We start from the raw sequence: 23,087 nt of genomic DNA, 5'->3' as shown, positions 1-23,087 counted from the left end.
ACAGCGAAACTTGATTTACGCGCCCTCGGCCGGAGCCTCGGTTGCAGCCGCTTCGGCCTGCGTCTCGGGCTCTGCCACTGCGGCAGCAGCCGGGGCCGCGCCGCCGAACTTGCCCTTCTCGACGCCCTGGTTGATCACAACCGCCAGGTCGCGGCCGGTCGCATTGATGACCGTCGCCAGACGCTGTGCCGGAGCATTGATGAGGAAGAGCAGCTTCGAGAAGATCTCTTCCTTGCCGGGCAGGGCAGCCAGATCGCCGATCTCGGCAACCGTGATCACCTTGCCGTCGATAATGCCCAGCTTAAAGGTGAACTCAGCGTTGTCCTTGACCCAGGTCGAGAGCGCCTTGGCCAGAGCGACCGGATCGCCCTCGGTATAAGCAACCGAGCTGACGCCCTTCAGACCGTGCAGTGCAGCCTCAATCTTGGTGCCGGCGGCCGCCTTCGGCGCCAGCTTGTTCTTAATGACGTGATACTTGCCGCCCGCCTCGCGGATGGTCTTGCGGAGCGAGAAATCCTTGCCCGCCGTCAGACCCGAGAAGGTGCCGACGATCGCCGAGGTGGAGTTGGCCAGATCCTTCGCGAGGAACTCGACCGTTGCGTGCTTCTTTGCCTTGGACACTGCCATGGTGAAAATCCTTTGTGCCGGCTCAATCCCGGCGAGAATTCATAAGCCGCTGTTCAGCGGCGGAAACCTTATGCCTTGCCGGCGGCGTCGATTACCGACGAATCCAGCTGAACCCCGGGACCCATCGTGGAGCTGACATAGGCAGCCTTCACATACTTGCCCTTGGCAGCGGAAGGCTTCGCCTTCACGACGGCGGTGATCACGGTCATGGCATTCTCAACCAGCTTTTGCTGATCGAAGGAGAGCTTGCCCACCGGGACGTGCACAAGAGCCGTCTTGTCGGCGCGGAACTCAACCTTACCGGCCTTGATCTCCTTGATCGCGGCAGCCACGTCAGTGGTGACCGTTCCGGTCTTCGGGTTGGGCATCAAGCCCTTAGGACCGAGCACCTTACCGAGGCGGCCGACCGACTTCATCATGTCGGGCGTCGCGATCAGGGCGTCGAAATCGGTCCAGTTTTCCTTCTGAATCTTCTCCACCAGCTCTTCGCCGCCGAAGAAGTCGGCACCCGCTGCCTCTGCGTCGCGCAGACGGTCGCCGGTCGTGATGACGGCAACGCGCTTGGTCTTACCCAGACCATGCGGCAGAACCACGGTGCTGCGGACCATCTGGTCGGCGTGGCGGGTATCAACGCCCAGGCGCATGGTCAGATCGACGGTCTCGTCGAACTTGGCAAACTTGACCTTCTGCAACAGGGAAACGGCGTCTGCGAGAGTGTAGGGGCGGGGCTCTACGGCCGCACGCGCCTTCGCGACATTCTTGGAAAGCTTCTTAGCCATCGACTGTAATCCTTCTTGAGTCTCCCACCGCACGAACCCTTGGGTGAACCGGGCTGATATGTTGCTTCTGCCCGCTGGAAGCCAGAGATTTGTTGCTCACCTGACTTAGGTTCACCCGCCGCGACCTTTTTTCTCGCGGAACCGCCCCCGGAATTGCTGGTACGACAACTGCTGGATGGGGTCGGTCGTTCGGCCGTGGTACATGTGCCACGGACCTATGGCCCGGGCACTCTTACGAGTATGGTGGAAAATTTCTGGGGTGTCAACCCTTCGCAGAAGAGCAAATGTGACGAAAACCCGCGCCATTGCACTAGTTTTGAGGCAGCCGAAGCCGGATGTGACATGAAATACAGCATCTAGGCCAGCGGGAAGGCTCTCGTCCCCTTAGAAAGGGGGTGCCCCATATCTGCGAAGCAGATGTGGGTACATCGGAACGAACTATCTCCAAATCCGGCCTAGGGGCAACTCAAAACTCGCCAACAGCCCTTCACCGAAAGCAGAAGTATGCCCTTCCTGCTCCTCAGGCTCTCGACCGGGACGGTAGATCACAACCGTCTTCCGCAGAGGATCAATCAGCCACGCCAGTTGCACCCCGTTAGCGAGCCACATCTCCATCTTGGCTTCGAGCTCAGGAAGCTTATCCGACGGCGACCGCAACTCGATCACAAAGTACGGAGTGATCGGAGCAAATACCTCCTGCTCGCGTTCAGAGAGCGCCCACCAGCGTTCTCCCTCGATCCATGCCGCATCCGGACTGCGCATCGAGCCATCCGGCAAAACAAATCCAGCGTTCGAATCGAAGGCGACGCCACCGAACTTCTCCGCCCATTCATCCAGCATGCGTGCAATGTAGACATTCCGATGGCTAGTGCTTCCCCCAGAAGGAGTCATGATACTCAGGTCCCCGTTCGGCTCACGCTCAATCTGATAGAAGTCATTCGTCGCGCAGAACTCCAGGAGTTCCGCATCCGTCATCGGCTTTGAGGGAGTAAGCCGTGCGGGCATCGCGACTTTGTCGAGCGAGAGTTGCATGCGTTGAGTCTAACCCCGCCCCGCGCCCTCCGGACCGATATCTCCGCACCGTACAATCGCGCTTATGCCGGATGCGTTCCACCTCAGGCACCGCGTCTCCTTCTCGGCCGATACGGCCCAGGAGACCCTGCGCCAGTTGCCGGAATCAGCCGGTGTCCTGGCCCTGCGCGGAGCCGACGAGACCACGCAGCCCTACCTGACCAAGGCTGCCAACCTGCGCCGCCGCGCCGCCCGCCTGCTCGCCCCAGCCGAAGGACAGACCCGCCGTCTGAACCTGCGCGACCGTGTCGCCTTCGTCGAGTGGACCACCGCCGGCAGCGACTTCGAAAGCCTGCTCTGCCTCTATCAGGCCACCGCCGCCTTCTTCTCCCTTCCGGAGGCCCGCAAGCGGCTCAAGCTCTTCGTTCCCTATACCGTCCGCTTCGTCGCCGAAAACGCCTTTCCCCGGGTCTATGTCACCAACCGGCTCGCGAAGAATGCCCTCAATGAGACCTACGGCCCCTTCCCCTCACGCGCCGCCGCCGAACGCTACGCCGATGCCATGCTCGATCTCTTCAAGCTGCGCCGCTGCTGGGAGGAGCTTGAACCCTATCCGGAGCACCCGGGCTGCGTCTACGGCGAGATGAAGAAGTGCCTGGCCCCATGCCAGCAGCGGTGCACACCGGAGGAGTACGCCGACGAGTCCACGCGTGTCCGCGCCTTTCTGGAGACCGACGGCCAATCCCTCCTATCCACCGTGGCCCAGGAGCGCGACGATGCCTCGGCCGCGATGGAGTTCGAGCGCGCCGCCGAGCTTCATGCCCGCTGGCAAAAGGTGAAGTCCGCCGCCGACCTCGCTCCCGAACTGGTCACGGCCTTGCCTCGATTGCGCGCTGTGCTGCTGCAGCCCTGCGGAGAAGGCGAGGTTACCGTCTTTCTGGTCCACGGCGGCTGCCTCACCGGTCCGGAGATCTTCGCGACACGCGATATCCGCGCCGCCCGTGCCCAGGAAGAGACAGGAAGCTCCCTCTTCGCCCAGCCATTGACGTTGCAACCTGTCGCCCTGGAAGGTGAGTCCGAGGCCGCTGGGCCGGAAGACCGTCTACGCGATCTGCTGCAGCGGCTTCAGAAGCGCGCTAAAACACCCGCCGATATGGCGCTGCTGGGTGATCATCTCGCCCTGTTGAAGCGCTGGTACTACCGGCCCGAGAAGTCCCGCACCGGACGCATCTTCTTCGCCGACAAGGACTGGCCATGGCGCCGCATGCTGAACGGCGCAGCCGCGCTGGGGAATCGGGTAGTGACGGCACCGGAGACTATCGCTTAATCCATTTAGGCCTAAAATAGCTCTAGGGATGGCTAGAACCGGGTGGGGGCAGCGGGCTTCAGCCTAATGTCACTTACTTTCGCAACCAAGAGTGGAACAACGGGCTTCTTGAAGCAAATGGAGAGAAATTAGGTTGCCAAACCCTACAGCAGGAACCAAGGCCGGTACCGTTTTCTCAGTGAAAACTAAACTCACATTCATTTCCAGCTCACCCCCTAAGAGTTCCGTAGTGCAATCGGAACGCATTGGGGGCCTCAACTCCTATGGAAACTGAAAAGTAAGTGACATTAGGCTTCAGCCCGCTGATTAAGGCATAAAAGTAAACGGGCTTTAGCCCTGGGCCTTCTCTGTCGATCAGCAAAGGCCCAGGGCTAAAGCCCATTTCTATACTGAGCCGATAGACCGTGGGCTGAAGCCCACGGCTCCCACCCGGTTCGAGCTTCGCTCGAATACTTCACCCTAGCGGACCAAAGTTCGCCGTCCCACAAATCTCCCACCCATCGCGTTGCGATGGATGGGGCACCCGGTTCATGGGCTCTACGACGCCAGAAACTTCTTCTCAAACTCCACCGCAGGCATTGGTTTCCCGAACAGATATCCCTGCCCCTCATCACACCCGATCCGCTTGAGCTTCTGTAGTTGCTCTTCGGTCTCGATGCCCTCGGCAATCACATCCAGGTCGTAGTTCCGTGCCAGACCGATCGTCGCGGCCACCGTTGCCTCATCGCGCGTGGAGCAGCACATGTTGCTGGTAAAGCTGCGATCGATCTTGATCTGCGTGACCGGATAATCGCGCAGCAGGCTCAACGAAGCAAAGCCAGTACCGAAATCGTCGAATGCGATGCAGACCCCGGCCTCCCGCAACTGCCTCAATGTGTCCAGAATCGTCCCGTCCTGATTCAGGATGATGTTCTCGGTGATCTCCAGCTCCACGTTCCGTGGCAGCAGATGATACTGGTCGATACTCTGCTGCACCTGTTCCACCAGGTCACCGGTAAGGAATTGGGCGGCGAAGAGATTGACTCCCATGCGGAATCTGCCTTCGTCTCTCTGGCGCCAGAGAGACGCCTGTTCACAGGCTCTCCGTAACACCCACGTCCCGACGGTTCCAGCCAGAGAGCTGGCTTCCAGCAGCGGAAGAAACGCCGCCGGCGCCAGATATCCCTTCTGAGGATGTCTCCAGCGAATCAGCGCCTCAGCTCCCACCAGGGTGCCGGTCTGTAGATGAATCTGCGGCTGATAGAAGAGCTCGAACTCCTCGTTCTCGACGGCATGATGGAGCTCGGCGTCGAACTGCCGCCGCTCGATCGCCTCCTGCCGCAGCGCCGGCAGATAGACCGAGACGTGACCACGGCCGAGCGTCTTCGCCTGGTACAGGGCCAGGTCCGCATTTCCCAGGAGCTCCTCCGCGTCGTCCCGCTGCTCGGCGGCGAGCGCGATGCCACAGCTCGCCGTGACACGGATGCGATGGCCGGCGACCTCAAGCTGCTTGCCGACGGTGGTCAACAGCGTGTTCGCAAATGCGCGGACTGCCGGAAGCTCGCGTCCGCGAAGAAGCACGGCGAACTCATCGCCGCCCATGCGGGCCAGCATGTCACCCGGTTTCAGCAGGCGGGTCATCCGTTCTGACAATGCATGCAGCACCTCATCGCCCGCCTTGTATCCGAGGGTGTCGTTCATGTCTTTGAAGCTGTCCAGATCGATCGCCACCAGTGCGAGGGCAACGTGCTCTTCCAATGCGCCGGCAACCTCATGCCGCAGCACCTTGCGATTGGCCAGGCCGGTGAGCTTGTCGAAGTTTTCCAGCCGGAATAGCTCCTGCTCATGATTCCGCCGCTCGGTGATGTCGGTCAGCATCAGGCCGTAACGTTCTTCTCCCTCTTCCTTCCAGGTGAAGAACACAACCTCGACCGGCAGCATTGAGCCTTCGGGACGCAACGCAAGGGTTTCGATGGAGACATGCTGCGAGACTCCGGTGGCGATTACATTGCCGATAAACTCCAGAATCCGCCTTTCATCCAGACGCGGCAGAATCTCACCAATCCGTCTCGCGAGTAACGTCTCACGCGCAGCTCCCAGAACGGCTGCCGCAGCGCTATTACAGAAGGTCAGCTCAAGTTTCCGGTTGAAGCCAAGCAAAGGCCCCGGAGATGTAGCCGCAATCTCTTGAAACCGGCTCGTCTGGTGTGCTACTTCCAGCCTGCGCAGCTCCAGCTTGTCGCTGACCAGTGCTGCGAATTCACGAAGCCGTTCCTGGTCACGTTCCGCGAAGGTCGCATGCGGCGCCCGGTCAATGACACAGAGCGCGCCGATGGCATGTCCGGAGGGCGAACGCAGAGGCATCCCGGCGTAAAACCGGATTCCCGGCTCACCAGTCACCAATGGATTGTCGTGGAAGCGGACGTCATGAGTAGCGTCAGGCACGACCATGACATCGTCCTGCAGGATGGCATGCGCGCAGAACGACACGTCGCGCGACATGTCGAAACCATCAATACCGTAACTGGCAGCGAAGAAGACGTGCTGTTCGCCGATCAAATTGACCGCCGACATCGGCATCTGGAACATCTCAGCCGCGAGACGGACAACCGGCGCCAGCGCAGGAAGACCGAGCCGCTCGCTCAGAGCGTACTCCTCCAGCGCCCGCAGTCGTCCAGACTCGTCGACCAGGGTGGAGGGGCAGCGCATCAAAAGACCTCCCGGCCGTCTTGTCCTGAAGCAGCGGGAGAGTCTCCCGCTGCTTCGTTTCAAAACCCAAACTCAGTTTGAGAGTCGTGCAAGTAATTCCGTTGTACAAGCAGCGACAAACACCATAACCAGCTTCCGGACGGGTTGCAAGCGTATCTTTAGTAAGCCCCAGGCAAGCGCAAAGCCTTTGTCTACGCCGGCTGCGCCGCACGACGGCGGCGGCCGCTCAGCAGATAGATGGCTGCCCGCAGCTCCAGCAACGGATCTGCAGACGCCTCAATGCCTTCACAGCGCGGAATGGGATCGAAGATGATGTGCTTCTGCTGTGCCAGGGAGTCCGGCAGGACAGCATTCAACTCCACCACACCCAGTTCCACCAGCGGACGCGACTCCGGCCAGTGCGCCGTTGCATCGTCGACCGTGTCCTCCGGGCCGGCAACCTGCACCAGAATCCGGAACCTGATCGGCGCCTTGGAGACGCGCTCGGCGATCTCGTCATAGTGATAGTCCTGAGCAAGCTTTGCTCCTTCCTCATCGCTGAAGAAGTGTTCGCCCGCCTCCGGAACGATGCGATAGCGGCCATACTTCGTCTCGCCCTGCGCGTTGGTAAAGGCAAACGCGGTCACACCGAAGTAGCTTTCGGTCGCCAGGCTGACCGGGAAGGGCTTGGGAGCCTGGACAAACGCCAGCGCCGCCGGATGCGAGCCAAGAAAGACCTCAACCGGCTTGGGTGAGGGAACATCGGGTCCGCTGGCGCCGATGGCCTTCAGCAGCTCGATGAACTCGTCGCCCGTACGCGTGGGGAAGGCATCGATGGAATGGCTGACGATGTCGGTGTGGACGTGCTCCGCCAGGTTGAAACGGATCGCCAGGCCCCGCGGATTAGCGTCCGCCACGCTATCCGGCAGCATCGGCAGACCGGTGGAGTTCGAGAAACGTGCCGTTACCGGCGTCGACGGACGGGAGACATGAGGCGCGTTGGTCAGGGACAAAGCCTCAGGCGCCGCTGTAAAGGAGCCGGTCAGCATCAGCCCCTTGGCGTGAGCAGCACGGAAACCGGGATGAAGACCGAAGAGCGTATCAAACTGGGCAAGAATACGGTTGGCGAGGTCGACGACGCGTTCATCGTTCGGAAGAGGCATAGGGGGATCGATCTCCTTGGCCGAAGCCACTTGGTTTTTGGCCGAAGCCACTTGGTTCTGGCTGAAGCCATTTGGTTTGGGCCGAAGCCGCTTGGTTCCGGCCGAAGCCGTTCTATTTGAAGTGGGTAGAGGCAGCTTACTCCATCTGCCCGCGCACAGACGTAAACGTGCACAGGCGGCGTAAAACGTGCACAGAGATAGGGCGGACGCTTGGTACACTCGAACCTGTGACCGAGCTCTGCTTTTCCATCCTCGCGGCCGACTTTGCCCACCTCGCTGATGACGTCGCTAAAGCCACAGAAGGCGGTGGCACGGTGGTCCATTTCGATGTGATGGATGGCGTCTTTGTTCCCAACATCAGCATCGGGCCGCCGGTGCTGAATAGCCTGCGCAAGGCGACGGCGCTGCCCATCGACTGCCACCTGATGATCGCCAATGCCGATGCCTACATCCCAGCCTTTGCCGACAACGGCGCCGACTGGGTGAGCGTGCAGTGGGAGGCGTGCCGGCACCTGAACCGCACGCTGGAGCTGATCCGGAGCCACGGCATGAAGCCCGGTGTTGTGATCAATCCGGCGACTCCGGTGGAGTTTCTCACCGATGTGCTGGACATTGTGGATCACGTCCTGGTGATGACCGTAAACCCCGGCTTCGGAGGGCAGGCGTTCATCCCCGGCACACTGAAAAAGATCGAGCGCCTGGCCCAGATGCGGCAGGAGCGCGACCTGGACTTCCGCATTCAGGTCGACGGCGGCATCGACCACACGACGGTAGAAAGCGTGGTTAAGGCCGGAGCCGAGCTGCTGGTCGCCGGCACCTCGGTCTTTGGCCGCGGACAGGCCGTCGAGGACGCCCGTAGCCTGCTGGATCTGGCAAGGAAGGCCGAGCTGGCGCGAAAGACTGAATTGGCCACGTCAGGCAGATAATTCCGGGTGACTGCAAAAGCATCCGGACCATATCCCATCTCGCCATCTGACCGTCTAAAATAAACACACCTTCCTACCGTGCCCGCTAAGCCGGGGAAGGTTGCGCTTTCTCATCCAGAGAGCAGTGAGGTTGCATGCGCCGTTTTGTTTTCTCGACCCGTTTCGCACCGCTTTCCGCCGCCGTGGCTGCGGCCCTTCTGGCCGGTTCACTGAGCCTGCACGCGCAGGCGGCCGGCACGAATCCTGACGGTTCACAGTCTGAGAGCGTCACGCTCTCCACGGGCAAGCAGGCAAAGAAGCGCAAAGGCGACGAACCAAAGGAGTCCAAGAAGGACCAGAAGGTTCAGCAGTCCAAAGACACCAAAGCAGCCGAGAAGAAGCGCCTGAAGCGGAACCCGCTGGCCGACGTGGACAAGAACCTGCCCGACAAGCAGCTCTACGACAAGGCGCTCGAAGCCCTGAACAAGGGCCACTTCGACGTCGCCCGCCTGGACCTGCAGACCATGCTCAATACCTATCCGGACTCGCAGTACCAGATGCGCGCCAAGCTGGCCGTCGCCGATAGCTGGTACAAGGAAGGCGGCTCCGCCGCCCTGGCCCAGGCCGAGGCCGAGTACAAGGACTTCATCACCTTCTTCCCCAACGTGCCCGAGGCCGCCGAGGCCCAGATGCGCGTCGGCGACATCTACTTCCGCCAGATGGATAAGCCTGACCGCGACTACACCAAGGCCATGCACGCGCAGGAAGAGTACCGGAACATGATTCAGCAGTTCCCGCAGTCCACGCTGGTGCCGCAGGCCAAGCAGCGTCTGCGTGAGGTACAGGAAGTACTGGCTACCCGTGAATCCGAGGTCGCCTTGTTCTACGCCTCCCACGAGAACTGGGCCGCTGCGATCGCACGCTACCAGACAGTGGCCGACACCTATCCGCTCTACAGCGGAATGGATCAGGTGCTGATCGGCATCGGCGACGGCTATGCCGCGCAGGCGCGTTTCGTCCGGGGAGCCAATCTTCCCGAGGGACCGAAGGCCAAGCTGGAGCAGGAGTTCGATGACCGCGCGATGGCCGCCTACACCAAGGCCGTGACCGAGCACTCCGCTTCGAATCACGTTGAGGATGCCCGCGACCGTATCGCCGCCCTGAACCGTCCGCAGCCCGAGGCCACCCAGGAACAGACAGCAGCCAGCCAGGCACTGGAGAACAGCCGCTCGCAGTACAAGCTGCTCGATATCGCCAAGATCATGTTCCTGCGCCGCCCAGACGTCGTCCAGACCGCGACGGTTGGTGAGCCCACCATGGCCGATCCGCGTCCCACCCTGGCGCCCGAAGTGGCAAAGTTTGTCGAAGACTCCTTCCGCGAAGCGCTCAACCCCGGAGCATCGGCAGCAGCCGCTCCCAAGGCAGTCAAGGCGGCTCCCGAAGCCGCAGCCTCTGAAACGCCGGCGGCAGCACAGCCTGGCGCTCCGGCAGCGCCCGCGACTCCGCTCGGCTTCAACGACATCAACAACCCGGCTGATGGCTCAGCTCCGAACTCAGGAGCGGTCAACATGACGACTCCGGCGGCCGCCCCGGCAGCAGGAGCGACCGGAACCGGAGTTGGCCTGGAGATTGTGACACCCAAGGCCGGCGAGACGCCGCGGACCTACGGTCTGAAGGCCGTCGGTGGCGCCGAGAACAACCAGGCAGTGCCCCCGGTAGAAAAGCCTGCAGCGGCGGAAGACACCGTGAACGATATCGCCCCTGGCCAGAAGACACCTGCAGCCCAGCAGGCGCCCGCCAACGGCAAGAAGGCTGCAAAGCCTTCGATCGATAAGAGCGAGGAGAGCTCCTCCAAGAACAAGAAGAAGAAGGGTCTGGGCAAGATCAACCCCTTCTAAGCACTTTCTACGACTCACGCAAAAGCCCCGGTCCGCCGGGGCTTTTGCTTTTGGGTAACCCATGCACCGGGTGCCCCATCCATCGCAACGCGATGGGTGGGATATCGGGTTCCGGCGAAACTGGGTGGGAGCCGTGGGCTTCAGCCCACGGTCTATTGGCGCAATATGGAACGGGCTTGAAGCCCTGGCCTTTTCTCTGAAGGAAACAGAAGGCCCAGGGCTAAAGCCCATTCCTTTTGAGGACTCTTTTGTCAGCGGGCTGAAGCCCGCTGCTCCCACCCAGTAGGTTCCAAAAGATAGGGCGGCATGCGCTCCAGGCTTTCTCTTTCGTTAGAAAGATGTAGCAATAAAGCCATGGAGTACCTGTTGTCTCCCTTTGGATTCCCCGTGCCTACGGCGCCTTCGTCGATCCCGGCGTCGTACCGGTCTCACCCGGCGCCGCCGGATCGATCTCTCCGGCCTTATTCTCCGGCGTACTGGAGTTCACCTTCGTCTGCCCCGGCCCGGCAGTCGCCGGATTATCACCCTTCGGGCCCGAGGGAGTTACCTTCGCATCGCGTTCCTGTTGTTGTGTCGTCGCCATGCGTGGGTAGGAGTGCACACGTGTTATCCCGGATGCCTGTATATCCTTAGGTGTGGCTCCTCCCTGTTTATTTCTTGATCGTGACGGCGTTGTAAACGTCGAAATTGGCTACCTGCATAAGATTCCTGAGGTTCAGTGGATGCCCGGCATTACGTCGCTCATCCGCACAGCCCGTGCGCACGGTATGAAGGTGGCTATCGTCACCAACCAGGCCGGCATCGCCCGCGGCATGTACACCGAGGATCAGTTCCACGAACTGATGGTCTGGATGCGTGCCGAGCTCGACCGCGAGCAGGCCGACGTCGATGCGGTCTACTATTGCGCCCATCACCCGGTGCACGGTGTCGGTGAATACAAGCGTGAATGCGACGAACGCAAACCCGGCCCGGGAATGCTGCTGAAGGGCGAGCGCGAGCTGGGCATCGACCTTGCCACAAGTATTTTGGTGGGCGACCGCTGCTCCGATCTTGCCGCCGGTCATGCTGCAGGAATAGAAAAGGTCTTCCTCATTCGGGGAACGGAAGAGGCCGGCTGCGGCGAGCCGCATACGGCCATCGAATCCCTGGCCGAGGTCGAGCGCTGGATCGCAGAGAGATATCAGAAGGTGTAGTCATGGAACGGATGCGGGATGTGCTGCGCAATACCCTGGGGAAGTCGCTGCGAACACTCAGCGAGACCGACCGGCTGGCGGCCGCATGGCCGGTCGTCGCCGGCTCCGCCATTGCCTCGCACAGCCAGGTCACCGCATACGAAGAAGGCACCGTCATCCTGCAGGTGGACGACCCCGCATGGCGGCCTCAGCTTGAAGCCATGTGCGGACGCCTGGTAGGCGACCTGAAGAAAGTCGCCGGTGTCTCCGTGACTGGCCTGCGCTTTGTGTCGGGCCAGGAGCGGCCTCGCTATACTCAGAAGTGATGAGTGAGACGGTAACCCTTGACGTCGTACGCCGCGTGGCCGAGCTGGCTCTGCTCGAGCTGAAAGACGACGAAGTCGTCCGCATGCAGAAAGACCTGAACGCCATTCTTGGCCACATCGACCAGTTGAATGAGCTGGATACGGCCGGAGTTCCGCCGATGGCGCAGGTCAGCGAGATCCTCGGCGGACAGGTCGAAGCCTCCGCCGATGCGCTGCGGGAAGACCTCGTGCGCCCCTCGATTGACCGGACCGCGGTGCTGCGGGAAGCACCCGAAGCCGACCACCGCTTCTTCAAGGTCCCGAAGGTGATTGAGCGCTAAATGAATCTTGAAACCCTGAGCATCGACCAGACGCGCGCCGCGCTGACCAGCGGTGAGACCACCGCCACCGCACTCGCCGAAGTTCACTACGCGCGCATCGCGCAAAAGGACGGCGAGATCAACAGCTATCTCTCGCTGGCGAAGGACCGTGCCCTGGCGCAGGCTGCAAAGATTGACGCGCTGGCCAAGGCCGGTGACCCTCTGCCTCCACTCGCAGGCGTTCCCCTCGGCATCAAGGACGTGCTGACCATGGTTGGGTCGCCCGCGACTGCCGGATCGAAGATCCTCGAAGGCTACCATCCGCCGTATGACTGCACCGCCGTCGCCAAGCTGGAAGCCGCGGGCGCTGTCCTGCTGGGTAAGCTGAACTGCGACGAGTTCGCCATGGGGAGCTCGAACGAGAACTCCGCGTACGGCCCGGTGCATAATCCGCGTGCCCTGGATCGCGTTCCCGGCGGAAGCTCGGGTGGCTCAGCTGCGGCGGTTGCTGCAGGTTTTTGCGTCGCCAGCCTGGGCACCGACACCGGTGGATCCATTCGCCAACCCGCGGCCTTCTGCGGTGTGACTGGCCTGCTTCCCACCTGGGGCCGTGTCTCGCGCTTCGGCCTGATCGCCTTTGCCTCGTCGCTCGATCGCATCGGACCGTTCACCAGGAACGTGAAGGACGCCGCCACCCTGCTGGGCGTCATGGCCGGTTCCGACATCATGGACGCGACCGCATCGCACACTCCGGTCAACGACTACGTGGCTGAGAGCCAGAAGCCCGTCGCCGGCCTGAAGATCGGTGTCCCCGAGGAGTACTTCGGCGAGGGTCTTGATCTCGAGATCCGCGCGGCGGTCGAGAAGTCCATCGCCGACCTCAAGGCCGCAGGCTGCGAGATCAAGAAGATCAGCCTGCCGCACACCCGCTACGCGATTCCGACCTACTACGTCATCGCTACGGCAGAGGCTTCAAGCAATCTCTCGCGCTTCGACGGAGTACGCTTCGGCCTGCGCGACAAGTCCGCATCCACGCTGACCGGGATGTATCGCCAGACCCGCGACGCCGGCTTTGGCGCCGAGGTAAAGCGCCGTATCCTGCTTGGAACCTACGCTCTGTCAGCCGGATACTACGACGCCTACTACAAGAAAGCCCAACAGGTTCGCACCCTGCTTACCCGCGACTTCCTGTCAGCCTTCGCCGACGTAGACGCCATCGTCACTCCGATGACGCCGACCCCGGCCTTCAAACTGGGCGAGAAGACAGACGACCCGGTCGCCATGTACCTGGCCGACGTCTACACCGTTGCCGCATCGCTGGCCGGCATCTGCGGCGTCTCCGTCCCTTGCGGAAACACGAAAGAAGGCCTGCCGATCGGCGTCCAGATTCTAGGCAGACACTTCGACGAAGGCATGGCTCTCAGGGTCGCTCAGGCAGTGGAGAACGCCCAGAAGTAAGTTGCCTCTTTGAGTTGCCAGTTAACAGTTTCCAGTTACCAGTAAGAACCTAAAGCGTGGGTGAGACACAAGATAGTGCCTCACCCACGCCCTGATCTTTCAACTGGCAACTGTTAACTGGCAACTGGAAACTGCTTTGCTGGCAACTAGGAACTGCCTTTCGCGTCTATCCTTATAGTCCCTATGAAACGCCTTCTCCCTGCCCTCGTTCTTCTCTGCGCTTCGGCCGTCTTTGCGCAGAACTCAGGCTTTGGCCCGCTCGACACGACAGCTCCCGCCGGCCTGACCCCGGACGACATCGTCAAGAAGATGGGCGCACGCGAGAGTGAGTTCGCCAAGGTGCGCGAGGACTACGGCTTCCGCCGCACGGTCAAGATCCAGACCCTGAACGATGTGAACAAGATCGACGGTGAGTATCAGATGGTGGCCGACATCACCTTCAGCAAAGAAGGCCGGCAGGTGGAGAATGTCGTCTTCGCTCCGCAGAACACGCTGGAGCGCATCATCATGTCGCCCTCGGACGTGCAGGACATCGAGCGCAAGCTGCCCTTCGTGCTCACCGCCGAGGATCTGCCGCAGTACAACATCAAGTACATCGGCAAGCAGAAGATCGACGAGCTCGACACCTACGTGCTCTCCGCCGAGCCAAAGACTCTCGAGAAGAACCAGCGCTACTTCCAGGGCAAGGTCTACGTCGATCAGCAGGACTTTCAGATCGTGCTGGTGAACGGCAAGACCGTTCCCGACGACCTGCGTCGCGGACACGAAGACCTGCACATTCCCTACACCACGTACTACGAGCAGATCGACGGCAAGTACTGGTTCCCCACCTACACCAAGGGCGAGGGCATTCTGCACTTTGCCGCGCAGGACGGTTCTATCGGTGAGGATGTGCATGTCCGCTCGTATGTGCGCTACACCAACTACAAGCGCTTCCGTTCGACGATCCGCCTGATCTATGAAGGTCAGGACGTGACCGAGGGCGCCGACAAACGCAAGCAGGAGGAGCAGCAGAAAACGCCTCCGCAAACTGCTCCGCCGGCATCCAATCCTCCGAAGCAATGAACTCGCGTTCCGCAACCTACGGAGAAGTGCTTCGCCCGCGCGGCATCGGCCGCTCGGGTGCGTTCTCGGATGAGAACCTGGAGTTCCTCGCCCGCGTGCTCGATGACTGGTTCCGCATTCCCGGCACTTCGATCCGCTTCGGCATCGACGGCATCATCGGCCTGGTTCCAGGTATCGGCGACCTGCTGAGCGGCCTTGCCAGCGCCGTCATCGTCATCGCCGCCTGGGCCCGCGGAGTGCCTACGGCGGGCCTGCTGCGCATGATGGCCAATATCGGCATCGATGTGGTGGTGGGCGCAATTCCATTCATAGGCGACGCCTTCGATATCGCCTGGAAGGCCAATCGCCGCAACTACGAGCTGCTGACCCGCCACATCGCCCAGCCTCGCCGGCACACCTGGAAGGACTGGGTTTTCCTCTTTGTCCTGGGAGCCATGTTCCTGGCGCTGCTCGCGGTTCCGGTGGTAGTCACCATCTGGCTGCTGGGATGGCTCCTCGGTATCCCCATGCACCCGATCTGGCAGCGTTAGAGGGGTACCGATAAATTCGAGAAACCCACACTCTGCCGAGGTTAACTATTCGAGCAAAGCTCGAACCAGGTGGGCGCCGTGGCCTTCAGGCCACGGTCAATCAGCATCCAGAAAAATGGGCTTTAACAGGCTGCGGAAAAACTCTATATGAGGGGATAATCGGGTCAAATTTGGGGATAGAAAATCATCACCCAATGTCCCCGGATCGCTTATAGGTCTTTCTGACGCGATCGTTTTTTTGCGCTTCTCGAAAATCGAGTTTTTCCGCAGCCTGTTCAGCCCATTTACTTTTACGCCTTTATCAGCGGGCTGAAGCCTAATGTCACTTACTTTCGCAACCAAGAGTGGAACAGCGGGCTTCTTGAAGCAAATGGAGAGAAATTAGGTTGCCAAACCCTACAGCAGGAACCAAGGCCGGTACCGTTTTCTCAGTGAAAACTAAACTCACATTCATTTCCAGCTCACCCCCTAAGAGTTCCGTAGTGCAATCGGAACGCATTGGACGCCTCAACTCCTATGGAAACTGAAAAGTAAGTGACATTAGGCTGAAGCCCGCTGCTCCCACCAGTTCAGACCAACCGAATTGTCGATACCTCCAGACCCTACCCCGGCCAGCTAAGGTAAAATCAAACAGCGCGGCGCGTCGGAGACCTCTTCGGCTGGCTCGCAGAAATTATCACGTCGGGGCGTAGCGCAGTCTGGTAGCGCATCTGCTTTGGGAGCAGAGGGTCGGGGGTTCGAATCCCTCCGCCCCGACCATTCGAATCAATCATTTCCCAGAACCCTACCAAGTCAGAAGACGACTCTAGAAGCGCTGCCCCCATCGCTGAAGGCAGCGCGATTGTGTTCTCGGTTTTCAGTAGGAACTAAAACACGGGCGTGGGGTGCTCGTCAGGCGCGTGCTTGCTTGACGCTTGAGTCGCGTGCCTGTGCTTCCATCGAGGGAGCCTTACCGACTCCGAGTTGTTCCATCAGCGACATAAGGTTCCAATCGGCCCATTGTTCAACGATCTTGTCGCCTTCAATGCGGTAGATCGATGTGCCTGAGACCGTGGCGTTGCGATTGGTGGGTTGCATGCCGAGGAATTCGGCCTTGTGAGTGCCCCGGGCTGTCCAGTGGTGCACGACTTCCTTGCCTTCGGCGATGGTGTCGTCGATCGAAAACTTGAGGTCAGGAAAGCCGTTCTTGCACATGCCTATATGACGTTTGAGATTGTCCGCTCCCGAGGTGAGGGCGGGAAAGACAGGATCATGGATACGACAGTTAGCCGAAACCAGTTCACCGATCGATTCCAGCTTTCCCTGGTTCCAACACTCGTCTATGAACCTACGTGCGATTTGCTTGGTATCTGTTGTCATCACAGTCCCTTTCTGCGCCGGGATTATAGACCCCTCTTGCGAGGAATCTGAAATCGGGCCACCGGCACCGAGAGTTTACGGCCTAATACGCAAATTTTCGAAAGCACCACGCACGCCGGAGAAATCCAAGGGCTGGGCGAGATAAGCGCTGAAAGCTGCGGACACCGGGCGCGCCGAAATGACAAAACAAGGATGTCGGGCTCTAAGCGCTGAAGGCGCGTTCTATATCAGCCTGGGGCAACGCCCCAGGTGTGCTGGCCATAGAAAACAAAGAGCTGAAGGCCCGCTCCATAGTTCTCAATGCAAGCGAATATATCGCCTGAATCTTTGGAACGATTCGAATGCATTCGATAGAGCATTTTCTCTGTAGGTGTAGTGTAGGGCTTCCACATCTATGGGCGTTTTCCGCAATGAAAACGCCGCGGCACTCCTCGTCCGGGATACCAAGCAACAGGGAAAATGCTCTAGAGTGAATCCCATGAACCGATCGACGTTGCGATGTGCGGCAATCGCGTTGTTCCTCTTTCCATGTCTCACCCACGCTGCGGAGAAGTCCGATCCCAAAGCCACCATGCAACAACCCGCCGTCGCCGAGGCATTGCGCTTCGTACAATCCAACGCCGAAGCCAATATCGAAACGCAGATACACCTCTGCGAGATCGCTGCGCCTGAGTTTCACGAGGAGAAGCGTGCCGCCGCAGTCGAAGAGCTCTTCAAAGCAGCGCACCTGCAAAACGTACATACCGACGCCGCAGGAAACCTCATCGGCGATAGACCTGGTAACAACCCGCGTCCTCATATCGTGATCGCTGCGCATCTGGACACCGTCTTTCCGGAAGGCACGGATGTTCACGTCACACGCAATGGAAATGTGTTGAAGGGGCCAGGGATCTACGACGATTGCCGCGGTCTCGCGGCTCTGGTTGGTGTTGCGCAGGCATTAGACGCAGGGAAGGTACAGACTGCAGGAACCATCACCTTCGTTGCAGATACCGGCGAAGAAGGTCTCGGAGATCTTCGCGGCATGAAGGAGTTCTTCCGTAATAAGAGCAATTCCGACATCGACGCCTTCATCTCCATCGATGGACCGGAACCCATCACCGACGCCATAACGGGAGGAGTCGGCAGCTATCGTCTGCGGCTCACGTACTCAGGTCCAGGCGGACACAGCTTCAACGCCTTCGGCATCGCCAATCCCATCCATGCGCTCGGCCGCGCCATCGCAAAGATCGACGAGATCCAGACACCCGAGACGCCACGGACAACCTTCAACGTAGGCCGCATCGGCGGCGGCACCTCGGTGAACACCATCTCTTCGAGCGCCTTCGCAGAGATCGATATGCGCTCCGAAGATTCAGGCCCGCTCGAGGCGACAAAAGCGGCCGTGGAGCGGGCGGCACAGACTGCCCTGGACGAAGAGAACGCCCGCTGGCACGATCACGGCAAGCTCACGATGAAGATCGACCTGCTCGGCTATCGCCCTACAGGCTCAACACCTGCAGACTCAACGCTGATTGATACGGTGCGCGGAGTAAACCAGGCGATGGGCCTATCAGCATTGACCACCAGCCGGCAATCCACCGACTCCAATTTCCCCATGAGCCTCGGCATTCCATCCATAACCCTCGGTGCCGGTGGCACCGGCAAAGACGCACACACGGTAAATGAGACCATCGACATCACCGACGCCTGGAAGGGCGTGCAGCGCCTGTTGTTAGTTGTGAGTATTTTTCCCAACTAGCAATAAGTCTCTGGCACTTCATCTTGCATTTGAAAGGCATTGAATCATGTTGCGTCCACTGCGGTATCTCATTCCCAGCACGGGTAAAAACATCACAAGAGCCCAACTCAAACGAAAAAGGCAGGAATTGCAAATCGAGGCGATGCGCGATTGGTTCGAGGATAATTTCGAATCTCCTGATGAGCTTCCGTACGACTCTGCCGAGGGAGGTTACCAATGGATTTGGGGCGGTCCTTATGACGCAGAAGAGCAACTGCAGACTGAGTTTGGTGGGATAGTTGCGGATGAGGTTATAGAAGAGTTGGCATCCGATCTCAATGACATAAGTTTGGAATGGTCGGGGAAGCCAGAGCCGCCAGATGACGATTACTTTCTAGACCTGCTAGAGAGCGGACCTGATCCTTACATTAATTTGATATCCAGCCTTGTTGAAATCGAGGATGCGGCAAGGATAGAGGTTTTTGAGAAGGACCGAAGAATCCTGCACAAGCTTTTGTACGCCAATATCATTGCAGCTCTGGAAACATTTCTCGGTGACCTATTCATAAAGACACTTTCGAAAAGCGACGAATACACGGAGAATTTCGTTCGAAAGACCGCCCATTTCCAGAACACTCCAATCAAGCTCAGCGACATTTTCGAGCGATTCAAAAAGATTGATGCCGAGGTGCGCAATTTTGTACTTGCCCATAATTGGCATCGTCTCGATGAATCCTCGATGATGTACAAACGCGCCTTCGGAGTGGTATTTCCAGTCACTCCAGAGGGATTGAAGACCGCGATCCGGGACCGTCACGACATCGTTCATCGCAATGGGAGAACGAGCGATGGAGCTGAAGGGTCTTGGAACTTAGCTAAAATTTTGGCACTCAAAAAGATCGTTGCCGAATACTCCTGCGAACTGAACGATCTCATTGCCAAGCTCCCTCCTAAGGAACCGCTATCGGAGGAATTCTAGTATCGTCCTGTTTATCTGCAAGGACATCCTGTAAATCCCCTAGCATTTGTATCCTATGGAATTGGCTGTACCCTGAGGCGTTGCTGGACCTCCTGATATATCGGTAATGCGCCTTCAGCCTGAATCGTGATTGCTATTCCATACTGAATCGCCACCTCGGCTGAAATACCGGCGTCATCTTTACACCACACTCTCAAAAGCAAGTGGCCATCATCAATGAAAGGGATTGCCGCAGCACCTTCATAGTGCTCGTGAAAGACGCTCCCCTTGCGGACAGAACCATCAGTGGGTTGTGTTTTTTTTCTTCTTACCCCAAAAGATTCGATTGACTTAGTAACGGGCTCGGCTTCTAGCCGAACGCAGCGATAGGCTTGATGTTTCGGCTTAACTGGTGAAAGCCATGCGACAGTGATGGAGAGGCTTCTAGGTGCTGTGACTCGTTCCAGACTCTCCGGTAACGGGATTCGATACACAACCGACTGCTCAGTTCTAATTTCGCCATAGCCTGCAAGTGTCGCCTGATTCGGCTCGCAATCCAGGACTTTTATTATGTCTGGTATTCCGAAGCCGACGAATCTGCACGAATTTTCCGTTCTTTCAGCATGCTGATATTGACCCGCAGGGCCGCAGATCTCTTTGATTAGAGACGCGCTCTCGTGCCATTCCGCACTATGGATTAGTAGAGCCTTGGTAACCACGGCATAATATCGTGGAGGGATGTCCGACAGTAAAGATCCCCCTTCGGCATCCATCAATCCGTCGAATATTTGATGTCCTGCCCTGGTGGCAAGTGCTGTGGCAGAACTAGTTCCATCACTTAGGGCTACCTGATTCAAGCGTCCTTGTCCCGCATCGTCAGGCACTGCGGCGCTCAATCCATACAATCGTCCTGGAGGGCCTATTGAAATAGTTACTCCCCCTCCCGAGCTTCTCATCCGGACGTACTCCCTGCCTCCGGGTAAATAGATTTCCGGCTTTATCATTCGGCGGTGGCCGAGACCAAGTCCCGAGCTCACATTTGGCAGTGTGTTCGATCGGAATGGATCAACCGTATTGATAGTGCGTGGTCTGTTCGGAACATCGTCATGATGTTGGGCACCGACAGTAATGGCATTGAGCGCTTCTGCTGGAGACAAAATTGTTCTTTCACGCTTCGCGGTGTTGAGCGCTCGAATGAAACTTTTTTCTCGCTCCTCGGGAGATGCGGTTTCTAGATCAGTCCAGGTGTCGAAATCTGCGATAGCAAGCGGGGCCGTCACATTTCCACCGCTTACAAAAAATAACAGATTGTATCTGTACGATAGATAGTCGAGAAGCCTAGCCAAAGGACTCATCAACCGCGAAAAAGGCCGTTTGGGATCGCCGAGAGAAAGGTTAACCAGAAATACATTTGGGGCACTCCCCTCTGTCCCATTTTGCCCTTTCATTCGAACAACGGCCGAATGGATCAGATCAATTAGAAGCCGGTCAGGGTCAGAGTGCTCAGATTCTCCATTCGACGAAGAAAGTAATGGGAGCACATAGAGTCGACGGGACAGCGATTCATCGCCTGCATTGAGGTCCCCGTGCAACACCAGAGACGCCATGGCGGTACCATGTCTGCGATGGGCGACTACAGCCCGACCTTCTAAATCGTACGGGTCGTCAATGACCAGACGATTAGCAAGCAGTCTGTGTGCCTGCATCGGCACTCCATCGAATAGGGCAGCAACCGGATTCCCAATGCGGGTATCAACGATACGTTCGCCCTCCTCTTCAAAGGTCGATGCTTCCATCTCAAAGGGCCCCTGTAAAACACTTTGAGGGCGGAGAAACATTACGTCATCGTCGATTGCGAGAGCAACGTTTCGGTGTGCAATGAGGTTCTCAATTTCCCCCACAGGAAGCTCGACTAGCATCCCGTGATAAGCGATCTCCTCTACGATAATCTCCTGAAGGATGCGACCTTCTGCTTGCGTAATTAAAGCAGTGACGTCACTCGAAGCCGCCTCGCGGTCTCCTCGGGCCTCCTTAAACCACAGTTCAATCTCGATTCGAACTGGACGCCGTGGATTTGAAACGATCTCTTCTCGCCAAATAGATATAGCTTCAGGAGAGACACGATCCGTTGGCCCCCAGGGTCGGAGATCGTGAAGTCGGTTGAAGAGATCGGCGAAAGGGGCAAAGCCCTCTGCCATTTGCTCCTGCCTTCTCCAGCGGTCCCAAAGACTCAAGAGTTGAGATAACGCCGCCAGATTCGGCATTGTTAGGTAATAGCGGCTTGCAATTGGCTCATCGGTCCGATCCGCACCGCCGCGACCTTTTCTCTGATCTATTACGGCAAAGTTCTCGTCCGCTTCAAATTCTGATTCAAAGTCGCCCATGAATTGGAACCCGGGGACCTTAGCTATGGCTTTAAGAAAATTTTGTACCGGTCCCGCTGTCTCGAATACGAGAACCCTCTCAGGAGCGAGATTATTCGCATCATCAAAAATCTGCGCGGCCTCTCCTGTGTTATCTGTAATTGCCCGCCTCAGCCGCTCGAATGTTGGGCCGAAGTACTCTCTCTGACGATCCCTTGAGGGAAGCCGTAGAGGTGTATACCCTGAATGTCCAGGCGGAGGAGGTTCATGGTTCGGTGTGGGAAGTGGAAGCAGAGGTCGCGTCGGCATCCTCTTTCTCCTTTGGCTTTGGCTGCTGAGCTCGTGACTTCGCGGTCCAGATCCTCAACTGATCTGCCACTATCTGTTTCAGGCTACGTTCGCCTGCTGCCAGAACTTGCCTGCGTCTCACATCGAGACAGAATTGTTCTGCGTCAGCATAGCTTATGTGTCCTAACGCTTTTGCTAAAGTCGCTGCAGAAATGCCGGCTGACTCACGAAACTGAATAAGAAAATTCTCGAGATATTTTGCCAAATCATTTCGGGTTGGCAGCTCCAATTGCACACGAACCTGAAAACGTCTCCATGCCGCTCGATCAAGCAATTCAGGATGGTTGGTTGCTGCGGCAACCATTGCATAACTTGGTAGGTCATCAATCTGCATAAGCAATGTGCTAACAACCCGCTTAATCTCTCCGGTTTCGTGGATATCTCCTCTTTCCTTTCCGATTGCGTCAAATTCGTCGAAAAAGAGTACGCAAGGAGTTGTCTTCGCATAGTCAACAACCCTTTTTAGACGTGAAGCCGTTTCTCCCAAATAGCTTCCAATCATTGCTTCATAACGGACCACGAATAGAGGCACGGAGACAGCTTCTGCAATTGCTTCAGCAAGAGTCGTCTTACCTGTTCCCGGAGGCCCCACCAATAGGATTCGATTTCTCGGTTCAAGGCCATGTGCTCGCAATAGATCTGCTCTTTGCTGTTCTTCGATCAGCTCCAGCACGTTTTGCCTAGCCAGTAACGGAAGAATTAGATCATCAAGACGACGCCTTGGAACAACCTCGGATATGAAGTCCTTACCACGATAGTGCGGATCCGATGAACTGATTGTTTGGAAATTAGCTCGCACAATATTTCCGGTGCCATTGACTTGAATGGCTTTTGTTAGTCGATCTGCCAAAACGCCGTGTTGCTTTGCACGTTCCTCAGCAATGATCGCTTCTGCCGCCGACCTGAAACCGCGGCTGTCACCGCAGGTACCCGCCTTCACGAGAGAAACAAGAAGGTCGCTACGCGCCATGTTGTTCTCCAGATCCATTTCGGCGGAGCTTCTCGATCACGGCCTCGAGAAACCAATTATTTCTTGATACAGGAATGTCCCGCCCATTCAGTTCTTGATCAATACGCCGGACGACATCCTCAGGAAGTCGAAGTGTAACGGC

General features: G+C 58.2%; 20 protein-coding genes and 1 tRNA gene. 12 read left to right on the top strand and 9 right to left on the bottom strand.

What is annotated here, in order from left to right; all coding sequences use genetic code 11:
• Positions 1 to 15: 15 nt before the first annotated feature.
• From rplJ to FTW19_RS04470, 3 genes are all read right to left on the bottom strand, one after another.
• The gene (rplJ, locus tag FTW19_RS04480; protein ID WP_147646526.1) at positions 16 to 627 is read right to left on the bottom strand and encodes a 50S ribosomal protein L10; all 612 of its coding nucleotides are present in this window, start codon (positions 625 to 627) and stop codon (positions 16 to 18) included.
• Between the two features lie 68 nt (positions 628 to 695).
• Complete coding sequence (gene rplA / locus FTW19_RS04475) at positions 696 to 1,406, bottom strand: 50S ribosomal protein L1 (protein WP_147646525.1); 711 nt, start codon at positions 1,404 to 1,406, stop codon at positions 696 to 698.
• Positions 1,407 to 1,844: 438 nt separating this feature from the next.
• Entirely contained in the window at positions 1,845 to 2,438 is a 594-nt protein-coding gene (locus FTW19_RS04470; RefSeq protein WP_147646524.1) for a Uma2 family endonuclease, read from the bottom strand.
• 64 nt (positions 2,439 to 2,502) lie between these two features.
• On the opposite strand from FTW19_RS04470, the gene FTW19_RS04465 reads away from it, so the two are divergent.
• The gene (locus tag FTW19_RS04465) at positions 2,503 to 3,744 is read left to right on the top strand and encodes an excinuclease ABC subunit C (protein ID WP_147646523.1); all 1,242 of its coding nucleotides are present in this window, start codon (positions 2,503 to 2,505) and stop codon (positions 3,742 to 3,744) included.
• Positions 3,745 to 4,281: 537 nt separating this feature from the next.
• Here the strand turns inward: FTW19_RS04465 and FTW19_RS04460 are convergent.
• Positions 4,282 to 6,432, bottom strand: coding sequence for a putative bifunctional diguanylate cyclase/phosphodiesterase (locus FTW19_RS04460; protein ID WP_147646522.1), 2,151 nt, complete (start codon positions 6,430 to 6,432; stop codon positions 4,282 to 4,284).
• Positions 6,433 to 6,623: 191 nt separating this feature from the next.
• Positions 6,624 to 7,574, bottom strand: a complete 951-nt coding sequence (locus FTW19_RS04455) for a catalase family peroxidase (RefSeq protein ID WP_147646521.1) — start codon at positions 7,572 to 7,574, stop codon at positions 6,624 to 6,626.
• Between the two features lie 227 nt (positions 7,575 to 7,801).
• Here FTW19_RS04455 and rpe point away from each other — a divergent pair, with 227 nt between their 5' ends.
• The gene (rpe, locus tag FTW19_RS04450) at positions 7,802 to 8,500 is read left to right on the top strand and encodes a ribulose-phosphate 3-epimerase (RefSeq protein WP_147646520.1); all 699 of its coding nucleotides are present in this window, start codon (positions 7,802 to 7,804) and stop codon (positions 8,498 to 8,500) included.
• Positions 8,501 to 8,634: 134 nt separating this feature from the next.
• Positions 8,635 to 10,377 (top strand): outer membrane protein assembly factor BamD, encoded by a 1,743-nt coding sequence (gene bamD, locus FTW19_RS04445; RefSeq protein WP_147646519.1) that lies wholly within the window; start codon positions 8,635 to 8,637, stop codon positions 10,375 to 10,377.
• A 391-nt stretch (positions 10,378 to 10,768) separates the two neighbouring features.
• Here bamD and FTW19_RS04440 read toward each other — a convergent pair whose 3' ends face one another.
• Positions 10,769 to 10,978, bottom strand: a complete 210-nt coding sequence (locus FTW19_RS04440) for a hypothetical protein (RefSeq protein ID WP_147646518.1) — start codon at positions 10,976 to 10,978, stop codon at positions 10,769 to 10,771.
• A gap of 34 nt (positions 10,979 to 11,012) precedes the next feature.
• Here FTW19_RS04440 and FTW19_RS04435 point away from each other — a divergent pair, with 34 nt between their 5' ends.
• The 7 genes from FTW19_RS04435 (at position 11,013) to FTW19_RS04405 (ending at position 15,986) form a co-directional block, all read left to right on the top strand.
• On the top strand, positions 11,013 to 11,570 hold the full coding sequence (locus FTW19_RS04435) for a D-glycero-alpha-D-manno-heptose-1,7-bisphosphate 7-phosphatase (RefSeq protein WP_147646517.1): 558 nt from the start codon (positions 11,013 to 11,015) through the stop codon (positions 11,568 to 11,570).
• A gap of 2 nt (positions 11,571 to 11,572) precedes the next feature.
• Positions 11,573 to 11,875 carry a DUF721 domain-containing protein gene (locus FTW19_RS04430; protein ID WP_147646516.1) on the top strand — a complete coding sequence of 101 codons (303 nt, stop codon included), beginning with the start codon at positions 11,573 to 11,575 and terminating at the stop codon, positions 11,873 to 11,875.
• Entirely contained in the window at positions 11,875 to 12,195 is a 321-nt protein-coding gene (gene gatC / locus FTW19_RS04425; protein WP_147646515.1) for an Asp-tRNA(Asn)/Glu-tRNA(Gln) amidotransferase subunit GatC, read from the top strand. The genes FTW19_RS04430 and gatC overlap by 1 nt, the downstream gene beginning before the upstream one ends.
• The gene (gene gatA, locus FTW19_RS04420; RefSeq protein ID WP_147646514.1) at positions 12,196 to 13,632 is read left to right on the top strand and encodes an Asp-tRNA(Asn)/Glu-tRNA(Gln) amidotransferase subunit GatA; all 1,437 of its coding nucleotides are present in this window, start codon (positions 12,196 to 12,198) and stop codon (positions 13,630 to 13,632) included.
• Between the two features lie 183 nt (positions 13,633 to 13,815).
• Complete coding sequence (locus FTW19_RS04415) at positions 13,816 to 14,697, top strand: outer membrane lipoprotein-sorting protein (RefSeq protein WP_147646513.1); 882 nt, start codon at positions 13,816 to 13,818, stop codon at positions 14,695 to 14,697.
• The gene (locus FTW19_RS04410) at positions 14,694 to 15,227 is read left to right on the top strand and encodes a DUF4112 domain-containing protein (RefSeq protein WP_147646512.1); all 534 of its coding nucleotides are present in this window, start codon (positions 14,694 to 14,696) and stop codon (positions 15,225 to 15,227) included. Before FTW19_RS04415 ends, FTW19_RS04410 begins: the two co-directional genes overlap by 4 nt.
• A 682-nt stretch (positions 15,228 to 15,909) precedes the next feature.
• Positions 15,910 to 15,986 (top strand) — tRNA-Pro (locus FTW19_RS04405).
• A gap of 132 nt (positions 15,987 to 16,118) precedes the next feature.
• Here the strand turns inward: FTW19_RS04405 and FTW19_RS04400 are convergent.
• A complete protein-coding gene (locus FTW19_RS04400; RefSeq protein ID WP_147646511.1) occupies positions 16,119 to 16,586 on the bottom strand; it encodes an ester cyclase in 468 nt (155 codons plus the stop codon).
• A gap of 478 nt (positions 16,587 to 17,064) precedes the next feature.
• Between FTW19_RS04400 and FTW19_RS04395 the strand changes: the two genes are divergently transcribed.
• Together FTW19_RS04395 and FTW19_RS04390 are read left to right on the top strand one after the other, a co-directional pair.
• Positions 17,065 to 18,327, top strand: a complete 1,263-nt coding sequence (locus tag FTW19_RS04395) for a M20/M25/M40 family metallo-hydrolase (RefSeq protein ID WP_187143275.1) — start codon at positions 17,065 to 17,067, stop codon at positions 18,325 to 18,327.
• A gap of 46 nt (positions 18,328 to 18,373) precedes the next feature.
• A complete protein-coding gene (locus FTW19_RS04390; protein ID WP_147646509.1) occupies positions 18,374 to 19,285 on the top strand; it encodes a hypothetical protein in 912 nt (303 codons plus the stop codon).
• 53 nt (positions 19,286 to 19,338) lie between these two features.
• Here the strand turns inward: FTW19_RS04390 and FTW19_RS04385 are convergent, their stop codons facing one another.
• Positions 19,339 to 21,936, bottom strand: coding sequence for a S8 family peptidase (locus FTW19_RS04385; RefSeq protein ID WP_147646508.1), 2,598 nt, complete (start codon positions 21,934 to 21,936; stop codon positions 19,339 to 19,341).
• Positions 21,893 to 22,963 carry an AAA family ATPase gene (locus FTW19_RS04380; RefSeq protein WP_222705530.1) on the bottom strand — a complete coding sequence of 357 codons (1,071 nt, stop codon included), beginning with the start codon at positions 22,961 to 22,963 and terminating at the stop codon, positions 21,893 to 21,895. The genes FTW19_RS04385 and FTW19_RS04380 overlap by 44 nt, the downstream gene beginning before the upstream one ends.
• Positions 22,964 to 23,087 lie beyond the last annotated feature (124 nt).

Source organism: Terriglobus albidus, assembly GCF_008000815.1.
GTDB classification, from domain to species: Bacteria; Acidobacteriota; Terriglobia; order Terriglobales; family Acidobacteriaceae; genus Terriglobus; species Terriglobus albidus_A.
Note: the sequence above shows the minus strand (reverse complement) of the source record. Positions and strands in the feature narration are given on the sequence as shown.